This window comes from Brasilonema bromeliae SPC951 (genome assembly GCF_012912135.1).
Lineage (GTDB): Bacteria > Cyanobacteriota > Cyanobacteriia > Cyanobacteriales > Nostocaceae > Brasilonema > Brasilonema bromeliae.
The window spans coordinates 19996-36040 of record NZ_QMEB01000029.1 but is presented as its reverse complement, the minus strand read 5'-3'; the positions used below and the strand labels follow the sequence as shown (position 1 = coordinate 36040).

Sequence of the window (16045 nt, the reverse complement as noted above, 5' to 3'; positions counted from 1 at the left end):
CCCCTATCCCCCTACACCCCTAGTTATCTCCACTCACCCTGCAAGGTGAACGCCGCCCAATACGAAGGTTTATTCCATTTCGAGTCTTGCAACAGCTTCAGTTGTGCAGCACGTAAAGCAGCAGTAGGTGACTTTCCTTGCTGTAACATTTCTTTATAAAACTCCTGCATCAATTGTGATGTCCCCTCATCACTAACCTGCCACAGAGACACAGCCACTCTTTCAGCCCCTGCATACATCAGTCCTCTTGTCAACCCGACTAATCCTTCACCATTGACATCCTTGCCCAATCCGGTTTCGCAAGCACTCAGGACGACTAAATCAGCGGTAAAATCGAGGTTGAAGATGTCACCCAAGCGCAGATAACCTTCAATCGGTTTCCCAGATTTATCTACAAGCGAGAGAACAATTCCTGATAATTCTGGGCTGTTAGGATCTGCAAAGCCGTGGGTGGCAAAATGGAGAAACCGATATTGCGAGAGTTGTTTGTTAGTTGCCCAGTTGTAGTTAGCATCAAAAGCAAAGGCTTGCAGGTAATTTGATGATGGTACAAGTTTCAATATTGCCTTTGCTTCCTCACCTGTACCTGGAAGTCGCCCCCACCCGTTGCGGTTGAAATTTCTTGCTGCTTGCTTAAGGGCAGATTGTTGTAGTTGACTCCTCAAATCTAGTTCAGCAGCAAGTGCCTTTGATTTACCACTCAGGCGATCGTCATCTACACCGAATACGGGATCTGCTAAGATGGCGAGGGTTTTGGGTGCGGTTTTGCGTCCTTTGAGTTCAAGTCTATGAAAGGCAATGGTTGATGCTGAAGGTAGATTGACTATTTCATGGTTGACAATTAACGGTTGATAATTGGAAGAAGCAGCTGATTTTCCTGGTTCAGTTAATGCGGCAAAAGGAATCGATTGCAAAGCACCATCAGCGACAATGACTAACCGCTTTTGTGCCAACTTGTCAGCCACAGGTGCGAGAATGAGTTTACTAAGTTCAGTTGCAGTTTTGGCTGCTAAGTTCCCTGCTGTTGGTTGTTGCAAGTCGTCTCTGAAATTCTTGGCTGCTTTTTCTATCTGTTCGCGTGCAGGAAGTTCATAGCTATTGAGAGAATTGGGAGTGACAACCCAAAGATAACTGCGTTCTTCACCTAAGGAATATTCCAACAAGAGGGTATCTTTATCAAGTTGTTGCTGAATTTGAGGTAACTTTAGAGGTTGGGGATACTGTAGTGCTGCATATTTAGGGCTACTGGTGCGGATTTGAGTTTGTAGTTCTTTTTGTTGAGTCAGGAGGGCTTCAACTTCTTGTAGTAGCTTTGCTTTGACTGGTTCGGTTTCTGGTTTGCTGGGTAGTTCTTGTAGTTGTTTTCCTTTGGTATTAATGAACTGCTGCAAGCGCTGTTCCTCTGAAAGGATTAGTTACCAGTAAGCGAGAGCTATGAGATATTGCCCCCACTGAATCTGACAACAAAACTGCTCACTCAAAACCTCACCCTCGCTTTTAGCTACGCTAAAATCTTTCCCTCTCCTTAGTAAGGAGAGGGATGCCCGACAGGGCAGGGTGAGGTTCCACCGTAGCCGGAGTTCCCAGAGGGATGCCCGACAGGGCAGGGTGAGGTTCTCTCGTTCCTATGCTGATACTGCCTCTCAGTGATTATATTGAGGCAGCAGTCCACAGTTATGCATTCCCTGGCAGAGCCAGGGAACGAGAGAATAAGCTCTTTGTTGTATCAAATACTAGCTTCAAGGCATTAAGTTGAGCTTGTGCTTTATGCAAAGATTCATACCATTCTTTTTCTGGATTACTATCTGCAACAATACCAGCACCGACTTGTCCCCAAACAATTGCCCCTGGTGGAGAATCACTTCTATTACTATATAAAAGTGTACGAATCAAAATATTTAAGTCGAGGTTTCCTCGCCAATCGAGATAACCACAAGAACCGTAAAATAAGTTGCGCTTTACGGGTTCGAGTTCTTCAATAATTTCCATACAACGAACTTTAGGACAACCTGTAATTGTTCCGCCAGGAAACACAGCTCGAATCAAATCTACAGCGTCATAATTCGGGTGTAACGTACCGATAACATTGCTGACAAGGTGCATCACATGACTGTAGCGTTCAATTGTCAGGAGTTCATCGACTTTGACAGTTCCCCACTCGCACACTCTGCCTATATCATTGCGCTCTAAGTCAACAAGCATGATATGTTCGGCTCTTTCTTTGGTGTTGCTGATTAATTCTTGCGCTAAGAGATCATCTTGAGTGGGGGTAGCACCGCGCGATCGCGTTCCTGCAATCGGGCGAGTTTGAACTTGCCTTCCTGATAACTGTACCAGTCTCTCAGGCGAACAGCTCATCATTGCTCCCCAAGGAGTTTGCCAATAACTAGCAAAAGGGGAAGGATTTATCTGTTGCAAAGCTCGATAAATTAGCCAACTATCACAAGGGGTATGTGTTTCAAATCGTAAGGACAAATTAGCCTGAAAGATATCACCAGCCTGAATATGTTTCTTCGCTCGCCGCACCGCCGCTTCATAATCATCCTGAGACATTTGGAAAACAGGAGTGATAGGATTCGTTTTGTAAGCTTTTGGTGAGTTTTGGATTTCCCTCTCTTTGTCTGCTTGCTCTAATTGACTTTGCATAACGTCAAGTTGAGCGGAGTCAGTCGCAGCTAACCACAGAATTTGCTGTTGATGATCCGCAACTGCAAATGATTCTGGTTCATACCAATAGGCGACTGGGAAAGGAAGCGGATCGGCTTTGAGTTGAGGTAGTTCTTCAATCTCCCATGCCAAATCATATCCTAGCCATCCCAGCCAACCACCTGTAAAAGGAAGTTCACCAAGTACAATGTATTCTGCTTTCCTACTCGCGTCTTCAGCCTGCGTTTGAGAGTTAAGCAGATGACGCAGAAAAGGAAGAATTTCTCCTACAGGCGGTGTCCATAGCTGAGGTTTCCCCTCAATACAGCGAGGAGAACCCGCACAAATGGAATATCGAGCCAGATGGGTGCAATTTGGCGTCACTGGGCTTTCTAAGAGGGTTGCAATACGCTGACGAGAACCACTTTGTGCCCTTTCTACATCATCGCTGGTTTTGAGAAATAATACCTCGAAAACTTGTGCTCCACTCAGTTTAGCCAGGGGTAACTTTCGCCAATGCCAAGGTTGTATCGGTTTCATAGATGATAGTGTTGGGGATAGGACACGCTGCGCGATGCTCCTTTAGGAGCCGCCTTCGGCGATAAGCGTTTGCGTAGCGCGCCCTATGCCTGCGGCACGGCTACGCCTATCGGCGCTAGCTTGCTGCCAAAGGCAGATCGCAGCATTCACCTCTACTGGGTGGTAAGTTGTCTACGCATCTGTTAAAATATAGTCAAAATGTCTAAAATAGTCAAAAACAACTTTTATTATGCACATCTACACTCTCACAGATGCTCGCAACAAACATGGTGAAGTTTTTGACAAGGCGACTGTTGAACCAGTTTTACTAACAAAGCAATCACGACCTAGCCATGTCATTATGTCGGCAGAGAGTTACCAGCAATTGATTAATCGACTGACAGAATTAGAGGATATGGTTTTGGGTGAAAGTGCCAAAGCTGCTCTTAGTCAATCAAAAATGGTTGGTACAGAGACTTTTACATCTGCACTGGAGCGTTTAGCTGATGGCGAGACTTGATGGCTTAGCAACTGTTCTCGATTTTATCAATGGTTTGCAGCCTAAAATCGCCGCTCAAATTGCTAAAAAAGTCTTAGCTTTGAATGTAGATCCAATACCTGTTGATAGTCAAGCGTTATCTGGCTACGAGGGTTACTATCGAGTAGATAGTGGTGAGTATCGGATTGTTTACAGGTTTTTTCCAGACCAGGATTTAGTTGAAGTCATTTTAGTAGGCAAGCGTAATGATGATGATGTGTACAAACGATTAAAGCGTTTATTAGGGTAAGAAACTGTAACTTATACCAAGTTGTCTTAGCTCGTATTATTTGCTTGAAAGCTAGTCCAGTAGGAAGCTCGATTCCAAACAATCCTATCTTTGGCAACTTCGTATTAATTCGTTTTTTGAAATCAGTTTTTTGAAATCACAAATATCGCGTCATGATAAAACGGTGCGTTACAAAAAGCGCTAACGCACCCTGCAATGAACTTCAAATTCAAACTTTAGCAGCCGTAACGCTTGGAATACTAACCTTCAACCGCTTAAACATCGCTTCCCGTGCTTCCAAAGCTAAAGTATTATCCATCTGTGGCAAAGTGATAGGCTGTTGATACTTCAACCGCAGCGCTGTTTGAATCAGCCAGTCAGCAACAAAGGGATTCTTTGGTAACAGGGGACCATGAGAATACGTTGCTATAGCATTCTGATAAAATGCTCCTTCTGTCCCATCCTCACCATTGTTACCCAACCCGTACACTACGCGTCCTAGTGCTTCTACTTTTCCTAGCTTGGTGCGTCCGCCATGATTTTCAAAACCAATCAAATACGGTTTGCTACCCATCATCTCTTCCAAGTCCCGCGCCAGACGAGTTGCTGTGACTTCTATGACCAAATTACCAATACAGCGACGGACATTTTCGCCAGGATGTACGGACACCAGATCTAATATGCCTAAGCCTTCAATGCGCTGTCCAAAAGCGGGTTCATAATAGTGTCCTAACAACTGGGGTGAACCACAGGTAAACACTCCTGGAGTCCCATTTTCAATTTTTTCACGCATTGCTTGTGCTTTAGCACCTTGCAAATCGCGCATCACGATTTCTTGCTGGCGATCTTGTGCGCCACCACCAACAATCACATCTACTGAACGAATATCAGCTGCTGTCGCGCTTTGATCTAAAGGTAAAACTTTGACGCTGTATCCCCGCCATTGACACCGACGTTCTATACAGATGACATTACCTCTATCACCGTATGTACTCATCAGCTTTGGATACAGCCAACCAATTGTTAACTCATGCTGTTGATAACTCATAATTTATAACTGTTTGAAGCGTCTCTACAATTCATAGTTTTCCTTAATTACGGTCGATCATCCGGTGCATGTACCAAAACTGGTGAAGCAATTTCGGTTTGGCTTAGCATATCGTGAATTTAACCGTAATGGTGTGTTTGGTTATTGAGAAAGTGTACGCGTAAGGGGGAAATACCTTGCGTTCCTCGTTTCACTCCCTCCGAACAAAACTTTAAACACTGTTAGCCAATTTAAATATAATCTTCATTGTATTTGCCGATCCAATAGGTGAAAATAAGGTTGATACACAAAACCGAGTAAATCGACTGAAATAAAGTGAGCCAGCCAATATTCAACTAGTTTTCTTCCCGGGTCTCTCCTAAAGCTTGTCAAGCGCCTGGAGGGCACACTAGTTGCGCTGGCTCTGTTTTTTTGTCTATGTGCTTCACTGCTATCTTATTGCATCATCATATAGCATTGATAATAAAAATGTCAGGAAAGACGCAGACAACACGCAAGTTTTTGTAAGCATTTTATAAGTCAAATTAAATATAAAAACCTCACCCTACCTGCACCTTCCCTCTCCGATATCGCACCAGAGGGATTTCGGGTGAGGTCTTATTTTATATTTAATGACGCCTGCCTATTCCACTCTAGAATTCATCGTTTTCTTCAACTACGGTCGGATAACCCGGTGCATATCCAAAACTGGTGGAGCAATTTCGGTTTGACTCAGCATATCGTGAATTTGACCGCGATGGTGTGTTTGGTGGTTAAAAAAATGTGCTAGCAATAAGTTAGGCGGATCAGTATGAAGTTTCCCCTGATTATTCACGTAGCTGATTGTTTTAGTTAAAAAATCCTCATTTAACTTAGACATGAAAGCTTCTATGCGCTCATCTTCTAAGACACGAACTGAACGCAACTCATCAAAGTCTTCATAGAGGATAGCATCAAGATTGGTAGATGGCATTTGTTTGCCTTCAAAGCGTCCCATCCAGATGCGATCGCCCACCATAATATGATTCAGCGTCCCATGAATACTTTTGAAAAAAGCTTGTCTAATCTGCTTGCGTTCTACATCCGAAAGTTGAGAACAAACTTCATAAACTTTTCGGTTTGTAATGGTGTTATAATTTGCAAGCATTTGAAAGTGCTGGATAAGCATAGAAACAATTCAAAATTCAAAATTCAAAATTCAAAATGATAATAGGTTCGTAGTAAGCGCTTAAATGCTCACTACAAGCCTATGATCCCATTTAAAGAATTTTTCTGCCTGTCAGCACTTCTCGCACTTCCAGCATGGCAGAATAGGTAGGTAATATGTGCAAGGTTTCATTTTCTGGTGTGTGTTCTAAGGCGGTTGCAATTGCTTGCCGTAAATCTTCTTCGACTATTAAATTGCAGTGACTTTCAGGAGTTTTTTCGCTGTAGCGTAGACGTAACGCCATGTCGTAGAGGCGATCGCCACTCACAACTAAAGTCCCTCCCCGTTCTACCAATTTCTCTGTATCAACATCCCAAATCCAGGATACATCAGTTCCATCGGGTGTCCTATCGTTTAGCACAAGCAGTGTCGTTTTGTCAATACTTTGAGTCACGACGCGAATTGTTTCATTTGTTCCCACAGGGTTTTTTGATAACAAAATTCGTACCCGTTTACCATTAATTTCTAATTCTTCAGCACGACCAAATGCAGCTTGGAAGTTGTTAATCGTATCCAGGATAGTTGCTTCATCAACTCCTAATTCTATCGCAGCGGTAACGGCTGCCAAAGTATTATATTTGTTGTATAAACCTACAAGTATTTGTGGAAATTCGCTGCTATCAAGCGCGGGTTTACTTCTACTAAACCCACACTTAGGACAGTGAAAATCTCCTAAATGGGACAAGTAAACTCCTTTGTAATCTAGCGAGTGTCCGCAATTAGGACAAAATATAGAATCAACAGCGTGAGGAATTTCATCTAAATAATTTTCTGGTTCATTTAAACCAAAGAATAACACCCGCTGGGGTAATTGCTGACCAAGATAAGATAAGGTTGGGTCATCAGCATTAGGAATGACAACCGTTTCTGTTGGCAGAGTAGAAATGACTTTTGTCCAACGCTTGCTAATTGTATCAACTTCTCCGTACCTATCAAGTTGATCGCGGAATAGGTTTAAACACAGGATTATCTTAGGCTGAATTGGTGCGAGAATCTTCGGTAGGATATTTTCATCGACTTCTAAAATCGCGTAATCAACATCTAGTCCGCCGACTAAGTTAGTGTCTTCCAGCAGTGCTGTCATCAAGCCATTTTCTAGATTTGCGCCTGTAGAGTTGTGAGCAACACGATACCCTTTGCGTTCTAAAATTGTACGCAGAAGCAGTGATGTGGTTGTTTTACCATTTGTACCAGCAATTAAAATGACTCCGTTTTTGACTTGTTGAGTTAATAACTGCAACAGTCGGGGTTCAATGCGACGCGCAAGAGAACCTGGTAAGACACTCGCCGCACCTAAGCGCAGCGATCGCACTGCTAAAGTCACGCCTTTCGCCACTGACACAGCAAAAGCCAGTCGTATCCTGTCTATGAGTTGAATTTTGTTTCCCACATCAGTACCCTAATCTTGGTGAGTGTTGCTAGATTGTAGCCCTGAGTCTCAAATTTAATCATGTGAGTTTAGCTAATTCTTGCCAAAATAGCCAGTTCCGGAAATGATAGGTGATATGTGCAGACTAATTTCTCTGTAAACCCCTTGTCCACCTTGTCTGTTTGTCCTCTTTTTCCCCTATCGCCCTGTAACTGAACAGTATTGAGAGGCGATCGCCTATATTTGGTTTAGATGATACCCACTCAAAGTGATGTCAATAAATAAAAAAGGTAGGAAAAACAAGTGAAATCTAGCTTATATTTAACAGCAACAGTTTCGCAAGGAAATAAAATCGAGATTCAAAATCCAAATCTGATAGAAGGACAAACTGTAGAAATCGTGATTATAATTCCGCAGCCTGATATTCCTACTCCCGATGATAATCAGTCTATTTCTTTAGAACAGCGTCAAGCTTTCCTGAAATTACCTCTAGCAGAACGCAGACGAATTCTTGAAAATCAAGCTGAAACAATGGTATCGCACTACCAACAAGATTCTGATTGGCAGGAATTAATGGTAGGTGACATCATTGACTACTAATGCCGAAACACCCAAGCGTGGGGACATTTGGTTAGTTAATTTCGATCCTACTATCGGGGCAGAAATTAAAAAGATACGCCCCGCAGTAGTAATTAGCTCCGATGCTGTGGGTAAATTACCTATTAAACTGATAGCCCCTCTTACAGATTGGAAACCCTATTTTGCAGACAATCTCTGGCATGTGAAAATTGAGCCGGATATGGCAAACAATTTGACTAAAGCTTCTGCTATCGATGCATTGCAATTGAGAGGAGTAGATTTGCAAAGATTTATTCGCAAGCTTGGTATTGTCTCTGATATTACAATGTCAGCAATTTCTACCGCAATTGTGACTGTAATTGAGGCTGAAGTTTAAAACAGTGAACAGTGAAAAGTTATCAGTGAGCAACCGTATGGTGAGGGAAAGTACCAATCCTTTCAGTGTAGTAGTCATGGCACATCTGAAAACCAAGGCGACGCATCGAAATCCCGAAAGTCGGTTACATTGGAAATTGAGTTTAACAAGAAGACTGTTTGAACGGGGATATAGTCGAGAAGATATTCTGGGGTTATTTCGATTTCTTGACTGGGTAATGGTATTACCAAAAGAATTAGCGCACAGTTTTATACAAGAAGTCAGAAGTTACGAGGAGGTACAGAAGATGCGGTATGTAACTAGTATTGAAAGACTAGCGAAAGAAGAAGGAATTCTCGAAACAAATCGAGAAAATGTAATTAAAATCCTACAGACGCGGTTTGGAGTAGTACCTGAACCAGTTGTGGAAGTGATTTCTGGAATTGAGGATTTATCTGTACTGCAAACGTTTTTTACAAGCGCTATTACGATTGGTTCTATAGAAGAATTTCAGCAGGTTATCAACGATAGAGAATCGTAAAAGATGAGAACCCTATCTTGATTTATTTTCTTAAAGATACTCTGTAAGAGTTAAACTTTGCATTGGAAGAAAACTATTATGCTATCTTTTAACAAAAAAATTGTAACTGATGAAGCCATGCGTCCAGTTGCAGTGTTGATTGATTATCAAGACTGGCAGAAAATTGAGCAAATTTTGGAAGCTTATCAAGCACAACAGAAAGAAGAGTTTGATATCAATAAGTATGCAGGTGTCATGAAACTCACTCAAGACCCATTGGAGTATCAACAGCAAATAAGGAATGAGTGGAGTTGACACAAGCTTTAATTTTGTTGGATACCAATATAGTCTTGTATTTCTTGGGTGGTCGGTTAGTAAAACCATTACCATCAGGAAAATATTTTGTTTCAGTGATAACTGAGATGGAATTGCTATCTTATTCCAGCCTCAGTTCAGATGAAGAAGTACAGATTCGTAATTTTTTAACTAAGATTACAGTTATTGGAATCTCAAGTCATATTAAAGAAATAGTTATCGAACTTCGTAGACAATACAAACTAAAACTTCCTGACGCAATAATTGCAGCAACTGCACAATCTCTAAATGCAACTTTGTTTACTAATGATGTAAAATTAACTAATTTAAAAGAAATTAACACTCAATCAGTGCAAATTATATAGTGGAGGGCGATCGCCTTATAGGTTGCTGAGCTTTGCCCAATCAGATCTAGACAGCTACTCTAGTATTTTAATGTGTCCGAGTTCTATGATTCGGCGAACTTGCTGTTGTTTGCTTTTATCGTTAGTTGTTGTCATCGCCTTGAACCCACTCTCTAACGTAACCGCGATCCCTCTTTCTCTACCCTTGTGTGCCCATCTACCGATTGCGGCAGATTTCTCGCACTTGTTTTTCTTCAGGATGGCACACAAGGTCATCTTTAAGTCAGATACAGCCTCGATTCAGCAGGTCAAACAATTTTGGATCTTAACTTATGGATAATGGAATTGACCCCACGGATCAATCCAGGGGCTTGTACCATCAAGGAATCATTGGTCATTTAATTCTTCTACTGGTCACAACTGGATACGTGACAGACTAATTTTTTTATAAACCCCGTATTTTATTCCCTACTGTCTCTCTAAATCCTGTACTCTAAACCCTATACCCTATTCCTCTACCCCAGTTTGCTACATTCAGCACAAACAAGAAAAAATATAAACGTTGAAAGGTTCCTTTTAATGAATGGCATAAAGTGGCGCTTTTTACTGAATCTCATTCCAAACTGGCGGCGGTTGTTTTCCTTATTCCTGCTGCTGACTTGCTTGTTATTCAGCAATGGACAATCAGCCTCTGCTGGTATTGATGATGACAGATACGATGGGAATATTTTTGTGGTTTATGCGGGGAATGGTTCACTCGTTCCTCCTAAACTGAATCTCGCAAAAGCTTTAGCAGAGCATAAACCAACACTATTGGCATTCTATTTGGATGACAGCAGCGATTGTAAGAAATATGCCATTTTTGTTTCAACGATACAAGAATATTACGGTCGAGTAGCAGAAATTATTCCAGTTAATGTTGATAGCATTTTAGATGGAAAAACTTATAACTCCACAGAACCAGGTTATTACTATTCTGGAGTTGTTCCCCAAGTTGTAGTATTTAATCAGTCCGGTGAGGTCGTTTTGAATCAAAAGGGTCAAGTCCCCTTTGAGAAAATAGACGACAAATTTAGACAAGTGTTTGATTTATTACCCAGAACAGAATCAGTACCATTGAAGCGCCGAGCATTTAATGAGTTAAACAGCGAGTTAACGAGGTGAGTTGTGAGGCAGACAAAATTTGTCTGCCCTGTTTTTTCGTGTTATTAGATACTGCAAAGCTGTTTATTCTAAGGGATAATGTATACGAATAATCTTTAAAAATTGTTGAGAACTGAGGAGTTAGGAACTCAAGAACAAGTAACTGAAGAAATAATGACTATTGACCAATGACAATGACTTATAGAGTGTGCTCTGATGTCAAAGGTTTACACCACCGAGCAGTTAATTCAAATTTTACGTTCTGAACGCCAAGCTTGCCTCAAGGGAAACCGCCTGAAGTTAGCAGTCACCGTCTCTGGCAATCCTGTCATAGACCAGTTTATCAGAACCGATGGGCTACAACAGTTTACCGCATATCAAGATTTTAAAGCCACCATTCACGAATACCAAAACGAACATCAAGTTTCAGGTATTGTCTGGCGTGAGGTGACTGTCAAAGGGAAAATTCTACGCTATCCAGAAGTCGATGCTCAATTAATTGCTTTACCCAGTGACATAGAAATATTAATAGCAGCAAAAAATTCTATACTGGAATTTTGGAATGAAGTCACTGTAGGGATGGACTTGTACTTAAGTTTTAGTCATGGCAAACAGCATCGACAGATAGAAAAAAATGATGTAGATAGAATTGGTCAAAGAACAGAATGGACAAGTTTGTCCAAATGTGAAAACACTAATTTTTTGGAAGTAATTTTACAGTTAGGATGGGGGAAACCAGAGGAAGCCTGTTATAAACGAGGGTTTCCAACCTCAGGAAGTGAGTGTATTCATGCTGTAAATCCAGGAAATCGTCCAATTGGTTGAGTCAAAAGTAGGGTGGGTATTGCCCACCTTACAAAAAACTCTCGTAAAAAACATCCCATTCTTGGATATTCAAATAGACAGTAAATTTAGTATCTTCCTTTCCTCATCTTTCAAACTTTCCAGTTTTTCATACCTCAATATCCTTTGAGACTCTAATCTTTTTTCATACTGTTGAATGAGTGTATATATTGTTTTTTCAATTCCCAGATAAAATAACATACCAGGAGCAGCAATTAAACCCAAAATACGAGTCAGATTCTCTCCTGCATCACCAAATAACAACTTCACAATTCCTATCAGCAACCCAACAGGAATCATCATGACCAGCGTCCACGGTAGCATGATAAGAGAAATGATATATATGCATAATATCCGAGAAAAATTATTAATGGCATCTCCTATATTTTTAGCTCTCTCCATTTTTTTCTTTGCTTTTTTTATTTCTGTGTCAAGAGGTGATAATTGGCTTGGAATTAATTTTTCATAACGAGAGACGACTTCATCTCTAAGTTTCTTTAACTTGTTTTTTAAGTAATTAGAGTATTGATCAAGTAAAGTCACTTGTGTGTAGTTATGATAATTTATGCTATTTGGCACTTTCAGCTCAATCAATTCATCTTTTAAAGCTAAATATCCATAAACTCTATAATTGATTGATTTAATTAAATTTAAATTATTCTGGATTTTTTCCAGATTAGTTTGACATTTTTCTAGTTTGGAATAAAACGTCAAAACTTGTTTATGAACCGAAGAAGCTATGGACAACTTCTTTGCCAATAGGTTTTTGTAATCTTCAAGCAAGCTAAGTGCGTGCTCATTATCAACAGTTATATCAGGGATTGGGTCAAGTTGTACTTGATCAAATATTTGGTCGTAAATTTCTGTACTGATAGACTGAATTGTTTTCAAATATTGATCAATCTTAAGTTTGATACTTTCTCGTAAATTTTCACATGAGAGTTTAGCAGCAGCAAATTTACTTTTTCTCTTGCTCATTTCGTCTAAAATGACCAACTTCATCTGAGAAAGAGCACTACGTACTTTGTTTCGCTTCAGTTGTTTTTCTAAAAAATCTATATTTTCGGATAAAGTTTCTAATTGCTCATAGGTAGTCTGACGAGTCACTTCGCATGTTTCTATTTCTAGAAACGCTTCAAGTGAATGGAACATTTGTAGTTGCTCATCTCTGATTTTATCTAAAGAATTATTTCCGAAAGTCAGAATTTCTTTAGCTGCAACTAACCGAGTTGTTTTATTATTACTTTCCAAACAGTGAAATTGAGTCTCCATCAAGACTTGGAAATCACTGTCACTACTAAGTTCAGTCAATTGGTTAGCTGAGAAAACCTGTGCAATACCTTCAAATACTTCATTTTCATCAATTTCTGAAGCATTATCTCCACATTCTTCTGCTTTTTGTAGTGCCAAGTTCACCTCGCTTAATCCCCTCAAATTAAGAGCATTCATCACATCCCAACAAACTGAAAACTTGTTGAGACGCTGAATTTCTTGAGGATCATGTGAATCTTCCCATCCTATTTCTCTTTTAGACTCCCATTCCTCCTTTAATTTCCAAAACTCATAACCTAAAGTTAATTCCTTGAGTTTGTACCAATATCCATAAATCCAGAAACGTAAAAACTCATCATAATCATTACTTTGTATCAGATTTTCGTCGGCAAATCTTTTCATCTGAGACTGCATTATCTTCTCAGCAATACTTTGGGGTTCTTCAGAAAGATGTTGAGACACTATGGTGAGATCAAATCCTAATTTCTCAATCGTTGTCGCCGCAGCCCAGCGAATCAAGTCAGTCGAACCAGAACGCGCCTGTTCACTCAGCATGATCAGCAAATCATCACTTTGCTTGAGTTGCTGCTTCACATCCGCATCCGTAATCTTGCCAAACGCCTGTAACGTAAGAGCCAAAACAGGCTCTCGTTTGATTTTTTGCAGTATCTCTATAAATACTACTACGCGTACCTCAGGGCGAGTTGCCAAACACTCAAATAAATCTATCTCTTCTCCCGCATTCTTACAAGCGCGGAAAGCTTCGAGGATTTGCGCTGCGGTGTTGAGAGTTTTGCCGTTCATACTGTCAGTAATATGCTAAATTTTACACAACTCATATATTCTTATCATCGTAATAACAACATGAGTACAGTATAAATACGGTTTATTTTTTGTTAAGAAATAGAACTTTACAATCTGATAGCAACAACGGGATTTGCACCCGTATCTCCTGTCTATGCTGAGCAATTCTACTGTTTGAACTACATTGCTTGCGACTATATCAGTTAACTACGTACACCTGTCATCGCAATAGTCCTGTGTTTTGCAAAGTGCTAATTAACTCACCAATACCATTTGCCGCAATATCTCCAATAGTTAGCAACCCAGATGCAATTGCGATTATTTCTTGGAATGAAATACACTTATCTTCTTTAGCATCTTCAATTTTTTCTTTATTTTGCTGGATATAATTACGAAGAATTTCTTTTTTATCATTCCCGTTTAGAGATTCTACTACCTCTTCCATCTGAGTAACACGTTCTTCTGCTTTCTTAATACTTCGCTTTAGATTCTCTAACTTAGACTCTATATCAGACTTAACCTCACCAATTTTTTCTTTGCAAGTTTCAACACTACTTTCACGAGTTTTAATAGCGGCTTCTACATGTTTAGCTAATTGGTTATCTGACTGGCGATAAAATCCGGCGGTGCTTTTGAGTATTTAGTGTGCTTTTTGCAGCTTTTCCAAGTCTTCCTGATGATCTTTAGCTAGTAGGACATAATTTCTAAAAACCGTATTTTCATTCCTCATGGAACTTGCGTTGAATAAGCGTTTTACAGAAAACAAAAACACGGGTTTTAACGATTAAGGACTACTAGTCCATTAAAATGGACTTCGGCTATAAGCGGCGCGACTTATAGTCCCAGGCGGACGAGAACACTGCGTCAAATAATATGTAATGAATTTAACATTTGTTTGACCAGGTGCAAGATGTCAGCGAAAGGAGGTTCTGCCTCAATATAATTGGAGGTAGAGAGAGCCTTTAGTTATGCATCCCCGTTCAGAGCCAGGGAACGAGGAAAAGGAGTAGTATGACTATTTAACGTTCAATACCGAGTGTAAGGTTTTGAGTAATTCCTGCATTGTGTAAGGCTTAGACAAAAACGCTTTCACACCAATCCCAGACATTTGGGCCATCCTTTTGTTTGATGACAGTCCGCTAATGGCAACGATTTTTACAGATGGGTTAATTTTCTGCAAAGCACGAATGGTATTCATACCATCCAAAGATGGCATCATTATATCTGTCACCACTGCTTGAATTTGTTGTTGATGTTCGACGTAGAGTGCGATCGCCTCAATTCCATCACTAGCAGTCATAACCTTATAGTTATGTGTTGAAAGTAAAGTCTTGCTAATCTCTTGAATAGCAAGTTCGTCATCTACAAACAGAATTAATTCTCCATTTCCTGTAAATAGTTCAATATCTTCTACTGGCTGATAAACGCTTCCTTCCAGTGCTGGTAAGTACACCTTAAATTCGGTTCCTTGTCCAACTTCGCTATACACTTTAATAAACCCGCCGTGGTTTTTGGTGATACCAAACACTGTTGAAAGACCTAATCCTGTACCTCTACTCACTTCCTTAGTCGTGAAAAATGGCTCAAAAATTCTATCTATTATTTCTGGAGAAATGCCAATTCCCGTATCACAAACAGTAACTACAATGTAGGAACCAATTTTGGCATCTGGATTCATCCTGACAAAATTTTCATCAATGAGAATATTCTCTGCAGAGATATTCAGGGTACCGCCATTTGGCATTGCATCGCGGGCATTAACGCAAAAATTCATGAAAATCTGTTGCAGTTGAGTAACATCTCCTAAAACTGTCCAAAGGGCGGGTGCTATGTTCATGCAAATTTCGATGGATTTAGGAAATGTCTCAAGAGTCACTTGCTTAAATTCCTGAAGTAAATGCTCAAGTTGAACAATAGTGCGCTGACTTTCAAATCCTCGTGCAAACTGTAGAACTTGCTTGACTAAAGCAGCCGCCCGTTTTGCGCTTGATTCTACTATTGTCAAATATCTCTGCCTCTTCTGTTCAGAGAATTCTACATGTAGAAGAAGTTGAGCAGAAGCAATAATTGGTGTTAGCACATTATTTAAATCATGGGCAATACCACTCGCAAGTGTACCAATACTCTCCAAACGCTGTGCGCGCAGAAATTGCGCTTCAAGTTCTTTCTTCTCTGTGATATCAGTATTTACAGTCAGAATTGATGTTGATTCCTCTGACCAGTCACACATGAGAGTCCACCGACTTGAGACAATAATTTTCTTGTTGGACTGTGTGAAGTGATGCAATTCTCCATGCCATTCACCTGTCATTGTAACTGTTTTCTTAGCATCTTC

At 40.3% G+C, this 16045-nt stretch carries 17 protein-coding genes; 9 read left to right on the top strand and 8 right to left on the bottom strand.

Annotated elements, in window-relative coordinates:
* Positions 1 to 23: 23 nt before the first annotated feature.
* Both DP116_RS06075 and DP116_RS06070 read right to left on the bottom strand, forming a co-directional pair.
* On the bottom strand, positions 24 to 1391 hold the full coding sequence (locus DP116_RS06075) for a CHAT domain-containing protein (RefSeq protein ID WP_211173105.1): 1368 nt from the start codon (positions 1389 to 1391) through the stop codon (positions 24 to 26).
* A gap of 283 nt (positions 1392 to 1674) precedes the next feature.
* Entirely contained in the window at positions 1675 to 3186 is a 1512-nt protein-coding gene (locus DP116_RS06070; RefSeq protein ID WP_169154320.1) for an anthranilate synthase component I, read from the bottom strand.
* Between the two features lie 229 nt (positions 3187 to 3415).
* Here DP116_RS06070 and DP116_RS06065 point away from each other — a divergent pair, with 229 nt between their 5' ends.
* Both DP116_RS06065 and DP116_RS06060 read left to right on the top strand, forming a co-directional pair.
* Positions 3416 to 3685 (top strand): type II toxin-antitoxin system Phd/YefM family antitoxin, encoded by a 270-nt coding sequence (locus DP116_RS06065; protein ID WP_169154319.1) that lies wholly within the window; start codon positions 3416 to 3418, stop codon positions 3683 to 3685.
* On the top strand, positions 3672 to 3953 hold the full coding sequence (locus DP116_RS06060) for a type II toxin-antitoxin system RelE family toxin (RefSeq protein ID WP_169154318.1): 282 nt from the start codon (positions 3672 to 3674) through the stop codon (positions 3951 to 3953). Before DP116_RS06065 ends, DP116_RS06060 begins: the two co-directional genes overlap by 14 nt.
* A gap of 208 nt (positions 3954 to 4161) precedes the next feature.
* Here DP116_RS06060 and DP116_RS06055 read toward each other — a convergent pair whose 3' ends face one another.
* The 3 genes from DP116_RS06055 to DP116_RS06045 form a co-directional block, all read right to left on the bottom strand.
* Positions 4162 to 4980, bottom strand: coding sequence for a type 1 glutamine amidotransferase (locus tag DP116_RS06055; protein ID WP_169154317.1), 819 nt, complete (start codon positions 4978 to 4980; stop codon positions 4162 to 4164).
* Between the two features lie 655 nt (positions 4981 to 5635).
* Positions 5636 to 6106, bottom strand: coding sequence for a DinB family protein (locus DP116_RS06050; protein WP_246275507.1), 471 nt, complete (start codon positions 6104 to 6106; stop codon positions 5636 to 5638).
* A 112-nt stretch (positions 6107 to 6218) separates the two neighbouring features.
* Complete coding sequence (locus DP116_RS06045; protein WP_169154315.1) at positions 6219 to 7556, bottom strand: MurT ligase domain-containing protein; 1338 nt, start codon at positions 7554 to 7556, stop codon at positions 6219 to 6221.
* Positions 7557 to 7838: 282 nt separating this feature from the next.
* Between DP116_RS06045 and DP116_RS06040 the strand changes: the two genes are divergently transcribed.
* The 7 genes from DP116_RS06040 to DP116_RS06010 all read left to right on the top strand — a co-directional run bounded on the left by DP116_RS06040 (position 7839) and on the right by DP116_RS06010 (position 11616).
* Entirely contained in the window at positions 7839 to 8135 is a 297-nt protein-coding gene (locus DP116_RS06040; protein ID WP_169154314.1) for a hypothetical protein, read from the top strand.
* Positions 8125 to 8490 (top strand): type II toxin-antitoxin system PemK/MazF family toxin, encoded by a 366-nt coding sequence (locus tag DP116_RS06035; RefSeq protein ID WP_169154313.1) that lies wholly within the window; start codon positions 8125 to 8127, stop codon positions 8488 to 8490. The genes DP116_RS06040 and DP116_RS06035 overlap by 11 nt, the downstream gene beginning before the upstream one ends.
* 4 nt (positions 8491 to 8494) lie before the next feature.
* Positions 8495 to 9010 (top strand): hypothetical protein, encoded by a 516-nt coding sequence (locus tag DP116_RS06030; protein WP_211173104.1) that lies wholly within the window; start codon positions 8495 to 8497, stop codon positions 9008 to 9010.
* Positions 9011 to 9088: 78 nt separating this feature from the next.
* On the top strand, positions 9089 to 9304 hold the full coding sequence (locus DP116_RS06025; RefSeq protein WP_169154312.1) for a RelB antitoxin-like protein: 216 nt from the start codon (positions 9089 to 9091) through the stop codon (positions 9302 to 9304).
* The gene (locus DP116_RS06020; protein ID WP_169154311.1) at positions 9295 to 9669 is read left to right on the top strand and encodes a PIN domain-containing protein; all 375 of its coding nucleotides are present in this window, start codon (positions 9295 to 9297) and stop codon (positions 9667 to 9669) included. The genes DP116_RS06025 and DP116_RS06020 overlap by 10 nt, the downstream gene beginning before the upstream one ends.
* Before the next feature lie 558 nt (positions 9670 to 10227).
* On the top strand, positions 10228 to 10812 hold the full coding sequence (locus tag DP116_RS06015; protein WP_169154310.1) for a thylakoid membrane photosystem I accumulation factor: 585 nt from the start codon (positions 10228 to 10230) through the stop codon (positions 10810 to 10812).
* A 195-nt stretch (positions 10813 to 11007) separates the two neighbouring features.
* Positions 11008 to 11616, top strand: a complete 609-nt coding sequence (locus DP116_RS06010; RefSeq protein WP_169154309.1) for a hypothetical protein — start codon at positions 11008 to 11010, stop codon at positions 11614 to 11616.
* A 69-nt stretch (positions 11617 to 11685) separates the two neighbouring features.
* Here the strand turns inward: DP116_RS06010 and DP116_RS06005 are convergent, their stop codons facing one another.
* From DP116_RS06005 to DP116_RS29075, 3 genes are all read right to left on the bottom strand, one after another.
* Positions 11686 to 13710, bottom strand: coding sequence for a hypothetical protein (locus DP116_RS06005; protein ID WP_169154308.1), 2025 nt, complete (start codon positions 13708 to 13710; stop codon positions 11686 to 11688).
* A 220-nt stretch (positions 13711 to 13930) separates the two neighbouring features.
* On the bottom strand, positions 13931 to 14155 hold the full coding sequence (locus DP116_RS06000; protein ID WP_169154307.1) for a hypothetical protein: 225 nt from the start codon (positions 14153 to 14155) through the stop codon (positions 13931 to 13933).
* A gap of 570 nt (positions 14156 to 14725) precedes the next feature.
* A partial coding sequence (locus DP116_RS29075) for a hybrid sensor histidine kinase/response regulator (RefSeq protein ID WP_246275506.1) occupies positions 14726 to 16045 on the bottom strand: 1320 nt, incomplete at its 5' end.

Excerpts from the sequence above, each read along its gene's own strand:
- DP116_RS06070 (WP_169154320.1), bottom strand. The coding sequence starts at position 3,186 with ATGAAACCGATACAACCTTGGCATTGGCGAAAGTTACCCCTGGCTAAA.
- DP116_RS06065 (WP_169154319.1), top strand. The coding sequence starts at position 3,416 with ATGCACATCTACACTCTCACAGATGCTCGCAACAAACATGGTGAAGTT.
- DP116_RS06060 (WP_169154318.1), top strand. The coding sequence starts at position 3,672 with ATGGCGAGACTTGATGGCTTAGCAACTGTTCTCGATTTTATCAATGGT.
- DP116_RS06055 (WP_169154317.1), bottom strand. The coding sequence starts at position 4,980 with ATGAGTTATCAACAGCATGAGTTAACAATTGGTTGGCTGTATCCAAAG.
- DP116_RS06050 (WP_246275507.1), bottom strand. The coding sequence starts at position 6,106 with ATGCTTGCAAATTATAACACCATTACAAACCGAAAAGTTTATGAAGTT.
- DP116_RS06025 (WP_169154312.1), top strand. The coding sequence starts at position 9,089 with ATGCTATCTTTTAACAAAAAAATTGTAACTGATGAAGCCATGCGTCCA.
- DP116_RS06015 (WP_169154310.1), top strand. The coding sequence starts at position 10,228 with ATGAATGGCATAAAGTGGCGCTTTTTACTGAATCTCATTCCAAACTGG.
- DP116_RS06010 (WP_169154309.1), top strand. The coding sequence starts at position 11,008 with ATGTCAAAGGTTTACACCACCGAGCAGTTAATTCAAATTTTACGTTCT.
- DP116_RS06005 (WP_169154308.1), bottom strand. The coding sequence starts at position 13,710 with ATGAACGGCAAAACTCTCAACACCGCAGCGCAAATCCTCGAAGCTTTC.
- DP116_RS06000 (WP_169154307.1), bottom strand. The coding sequence starts at position 14,155 with ATGGAAGAGGTAGTAGAATCTCTAAACGGGAATGATAAAAAAGAAATT.